This is a genomic window from Actinophytocola sp. (assembly GCF_036378875.1).
In the GTDB taxonomy this organism is placed as follows: Bacteria; Actinomycetota; Actinomycetes; order Mycobacteriales; family Pseudonocardiaceae; genus Actinophytocola.
On record NZ_DASUVO010000147.1, the window covers coordinates 1 to 5,023 of the forward strand.

Genomic DNA, 5,023 nt, shown 5'->3' on the forward strand with positions numbered 1-5,023 from the left:
GCCGGGGCTCAACTCGATAGAACCGGCTCGCGACCCGCGCGAACAGGTCATCCAGGCCAGCGATCCAGGCAGCAAGATCATCGTCAGTCAACACAAGATCGACAACCTACACGACCAAGATCACAAAGTGCTGCTGGAGTACTAATACTGCAACGGCAGTTAGGTGAGCGGGTGACGGCCCGGCTGCCGGTCGGGTCAGAGGTACCAGGTGTCCGGGTCGAGGCCGACCAGGACCCGGCCCTGCACCTCGAGGTTGGCGTTGAGCTGGGCGAGCGCGTGCAGGGAGAAACCCTGGACGTCGCGGTGGAACCGCTGCAACGGGACGCCGCGGGCGATGACCGAACCGCCACTGGCGCTGTAGAGCAGTTCGATGGCTTCCTTGGCCAACTGGATGGCGAATCCGACCTGCCCGCGGATGATGGCCTTCTCGGTGTCGGACGGCTGCTCACCCGCGTCGGCCCGCCGCTGCAGCAACTCCAGCCACTGCACCGAGAGGCCCTCGGCCGCGGAGATCTTGTTCGCCGCGGTGGCCACCTGGATCTGGGTGACCGGGTGCAGGCTCTGGTCGGTCCAGTTGGTGTACGTGATCCCGCGTCCGGGCAGCCGCTCCAGGAACAGCTCCAGCGCGCCCTTGGCCGCGCCGATGAACACCCCGGCCGACTCGGCCAGCACGAAGGCGAGCAGGCCGTAGTTGCGCCCGTCGGCTCCGACGTTCGTCCGTTCGCCCGCGGTGCCGGTGAACGCCTCGACTATGCCGACCACGCGGTGGGCGGGGACGAACACATCCGCGGCGATGGTGGTCACGCTGCCGGTGCCGCTGCAGGAGGTGACGTCCCAGTCGTCCTCGGTCGACAGCTCCGACATGGGCACCGCCGCCATGAACTCCTCGTGCTCCCCGTTGGGGTGCGTGAGCGCCGCGGCGACGAGGTTCCAGTCCGCACCGAGACAGCCGGAGTTGTAGCGCCAGCGCCCGTCGAGCCGGTATCCGCCTTCGACCGCGGCAAGCGTGCCCGTGGCGGAGACCGCGCTGGACATCTTCACGGCGCCGCCCTCGAAGAACTCCTCCTGGGCGCGGTCCGGGTAGAGGGTGGCCGTCCACGCGGTGGACACCCACACGAACGCCGTCCACGCGGTGCTCGGGCAGCCGCGGGCGATCTCCGTGATGACCTTGACCTGGTCGGCCACCGGTAAGTCGAGCCCACCGTACCGGCGTGGCGTGGCCGTCCGGAACACACCCGCCTTGTCGAGCAACTGGATATTCTCCTCGACGAGCCAGCGGCGCCGTTCGGATTCCTCGCCATTCCTGCGCAGGGTCGGCACGACACTGCCGACTGCCTCCAGCACTGAGGCCAACTCTTCATTCTGTGCCATTCAGACTCCCCGGTATTTGGAAACGGCTAAGAGAATCCGCGCGTACGGATAAGCTGCTCGTCAGTCTTGCCGACCTTCGATCACTGCTCGGCCTTCGCCGACTCACTGTCGAATGACGGGTCGGCGTGACCGCACAGTTACCGACGTGCGGGTACGGCTCCGTTCCGTGCGCGCGGACCAAACCTGCTCGACCAGGAGTCAGCGCGGCCGCTGCGCGACACCGGCGCCAGCCGACTCGCGGCGGTGACCGGCCGGATCCACGGTGTCGAGATCATCGCGGGCGGCGCCGGATGGGCGGAGCCCTCTGCACGGAACCTTGCGTGTGCCAGTGTCGCCGTCGTAGCGGAAGGTGTTGGCTCGCCGCAGGCCGGTGAGTTCGCCCCACGAGGTGGAGGACTTCGGCGGGTTCCGCCCAGCCAACGGGCACAGCTGGAACGAATCGCCCGAATCCTCGCCGCCAGCCCCGAGGAAGCCCAGCCGCGGTTCGACCCGCGAATCACCGGTCGCCGACACCCGATGGCCCTACGACACCTGACAAATCCTGCTGGCTGTGATGGCGGGTCAACTGGAGTCGCACCAGGTTTTAGGCCGGCCCGGGTTGCACACCATGCCCGACACCTCCGGCATGCTCGGTCACGCGATCGCAAAAGGGTTTGCGCGACGGACGGTGGTCGGATAGACCTTGCCACCGGACCCCTGTCGACAGGACCGAGGGCCACGACACCGAGAGGAGGGATAAGCCCCCTCAGACCCGGTACGCAGCATTTCCCAGAACTGTTCGAAGTCTGCGGCTCCCGGCAGGCGTCCGGCCATATCGACAACAGCTATATCCGTCGACTTCACCTCGACATTATCCGAAGAGTGTTTTTAACCCATTTACCGAACCGCGATACTTAGCATCGCTCCCATGCGACCGCTGCTGCCACGAGGCTGTTTTCGATGTCAACATAGGTCGATGACATCGATTTACCTAGCACAGAATCGGGTCAGATCCAAACCTGACAAACGAAACAGTCGAACAGGCACCGACGGAGTCGTCGGCCAAGAAATTGCTCCCGCAATCACATGTTGGTTGGAACGACGGAACGTGAGTTCTTTCTTGGTTGCACACACGTCGACCGTGCTACCAAGAGTCGCCCCGCACTTCTCCTCCATGTCCATACAGCCACACCCCGTCCGTAAAGGACGGGGGGCCATGACAGAAATGGTAGCCGCGTTCGGACGTTTTCACGCCGGAGGCGCTCCAGGATCCGCATGGCCTCTGCCAGGAAATGAGTTTTAAGCTGTTCGGCGGGGTCGTGGGGGTTGACTTGGTGTCTTGCGGCTGTGGGGTCTTCGTGTGTCGGTGCTGGTGACGATGCGGACGTCGTGGCCTGGGGCTGGTCGTTGTTTGCGACTCCCTGCTGGACGTCGGGGGTCTGATCGGGTGGGTTTCGGTGCGGTGGCTGGTGAGCCGATTGTTGTGCGGAGATTCCGAAGCCCGCGGCGGAGCCCGCGCCGGGGTCAGTCGGCAGGGTTGGGCGGTTTTCCCAGGTTCGTGTGCTGTCGCCGTGCCGGGTCAGCAGCTCCGGCAGCGCGTGAAACCCCGACGCTCGCTGCCGCCCACGGTCGTGCCGTGTTCGAGGCAGTGGAACAGGCAGGCCCAGGAGCTTGTCGAACAGATTGCGAGCGCAGCGGTATGCCGTGGCCTTGAGTGCCTTGGCATCGGCGAACCGGGACCGGTCGTCGCCGATCTCGGCGAGCACACGCGCCCCGGCCAAAGTCGACAGTCCAGAAAGGCTGGTGATGATCTCGACGTCCGGGTGAGTCAGGAAGACTTCCTCGGTCGAGGTGGCCAACTCTTCGACTCTGCGGCAGGCGGCGACGAATTGCTGGATCAGCGCGGCGGCCTGGCGCCCATCGCGTTCTCGATCTGGGTCAGTTGGCGCAGCTGATCGACTCGGTACGCGACGGTCCGCTACGCGGCCGAGGACGCCCGGTTCGACGACGTCACAGTCTCCGCGGGCGAGATGGCCTGGTGTCACCGCTGTCCGCCAACCGGGACCCGACTTCTTCCCCGAGCCGGACCGGCAGGACACTCGCCGCTTTCCCAAGCGGCTCGTGGGGTTCGGCCACGGCACGCATCGCAGCCGCTCAGGTGGACCAGATGACACAAGGCCGGCTTCGGGTGGACGTCGACGCGCGCTGGTACGGCCAAGAGCACGACGCCTACGGGATGCTCTTTCCGTCGCTGCCGGAACGCTTCGACCGCCTCGAGTGGCAACTCGGGATATTCACCGGCATGTGGACCACGGCCGCTCGGCATGATGTTCAACTACAAGGCGTGCATCATCGTCGGCGGAATCCGTCCGAGACGAACCCGGCGGACCGCTGCGCGGTTCACCGACGAATACAACCTGCCGTTCCTCGACCCGGCAACCGCCGTCAGCCGGCTGGACACGCTCCGGCGGACCTGCGCCGAGGAGAGCCGAGATCCCGACACAATCGTCGCCTGCTCAACGCACGCCGTCTGTGTCGGACCATGCTGGGCGTACTGCAGCTTGCCACCCTATTCTGGCCGTTTCGAACCGAAGCGCTTAATGGCGCCGGCTACGCATGGGCCTGTTGTGCCCGCTCCGCCAACTCCTCGGCGAAACACCTCCACGCCTCGGCACACTGAGTGGCGAGATGCCTGACGACCTCCGCACTGTGTACCGGGATCGCGTCGATCAGCTGACTACGCGCGTCCGGGGCCATCGCCGAGAAGCGCAGCAAGCGGAGCAACGTGCGACCGGACTCGGACAGCCGCAGTGACGGGTCCTTGGTCAGCGTCTCCCACAGGGCGGTTGCATCGTTCGTGGTGCTGGTGACGGTGCCCTGCGCGAGCACCCGCCGGGTCGCCCGCACGGGCACGCTCGTCGCGCGACTCATCGCGGGCACGAGACCCGGAGGCACCGGGCTCTCCCCGCGACGTACGCGCTGACGCACGTCGCGCGCGGTGGCCACGGACACTCCCGCCTCCTTGGCCACGGTGCGCAGGGAAGCGTCCGGATACGCCGCGATGACGTCGCTGGCCCTCAGCCTGCCCTCGACACCGTTGACCGGACGGGACTTCCCGTCAAGACCGATTCGGGCGTTCAACTGCTTACCTTCCGCGGTTAAACGTTTACGGATCATACTCACCGTGCGCGCGGCGAGACCGGTCCTGGCCGCGAGGGCGCGGTCGGACAGGTGTGGATAAAACTCGATCACCCGTTTGGCCGCTGCCTCGCGTTCCTCCAGCGTGAGCGGCAGACCACGCCTGATGTTCGACTGCACGGCGAGTACGAAGGCCTCTTCTGGTGTCCCGTCGAAGAACCGCGCTTCGATCTCCTGCAGGTTCTTCAGCTTCGCGGCCCACAGGCGGTGCATCCCGTCGATGACCCGCATCGTGGGACGATGCACGAGGATCGGCGGGAGCATCTGCTCGCACTCGGCCAGCGCCCTCGTGTGCGCGACATTCTCCCCACCGGCCCGAGGCGTGTCTGATGGGAGGAGCGCATCGACCGGCACTCGCGTTGAGCAGGCGCGCTCCCCCAGTTCGTCCTCCCCCGCATCGTCCGCGGCACCAGCGCCCCATGCCGTTCCCCGAGACTCAACCATCGCTCCGCACCATCCCGTCCAGAACGGCCAA

The 5,023-nt window shown here is 66.1% G+C and carries 4 protein-coding genes; 1 reads left to right on the top strand and 3 read right to left on the bottom strand.

Features of this window, described 5'->3' with window-relative positions:
• Window positions 1-195: 195 nt before the first annotated feature.
• Complete coding sequence (locus VF106_RS41995) at window positions 196-1,371, bottom strand: acyl-CoA dehydrogenase family protein (RefSeq protein ID WP_330845612.1); 1,176 nt, start codon at window positions 1,369-1,371, stop codon at window positions 196-198.
• A gap of 633 nt (window positions 1,372-2,004) precedes the next feature.
• Window positions 2,005-2,214 carry a beta-ketoacyl synthase N-terminal-like domain-containing protein gene (locus VF106_RS51060; protein ID WP_414639181.1) on the bottom strand — a complete coding sequence of 70 codons (210 nt, stop codon included), beginning with the start codon at window positions 2,212-2,214 and terminating at the stop codon, window positions 2,005-2,007.
• Window positions 2,215-2,921: 707 nt separating this feature from the next.
• Between VF106_RS51060 and VF106_RS42000 the strand changes: the two genes are divergently transcribed.
• Window positions 2,922-3,305, top strand: coding sequence for a hypothetical protein (locus VF106_RS42000; RefSeq protein ID WP_330845613.1), 384 nt, complete (start codon window positions 2,922-2,924; stop codon window positions 3,303-3,305).
• Window positions 3,306-3,960: 655 nt separating this feature from the next.
• Here VF106_RS42000 and VF106_RS42005 read toward each other — a convergent pair.
• Window positions 3,961-4,779: a ParB/RepB/Spo0J family partition protein gene (locus tag VF106_RS42005; RefSeq protein ID WP_414639182.1), complete on the bottom strand. Its 819-nt coding sequence runs from the start codon at window positions 4,777-4,779 to the stop codon at window positions 3,961-3,963.
• Window positions 4,780-5,023: the final 244 nt, after the last annotated feature.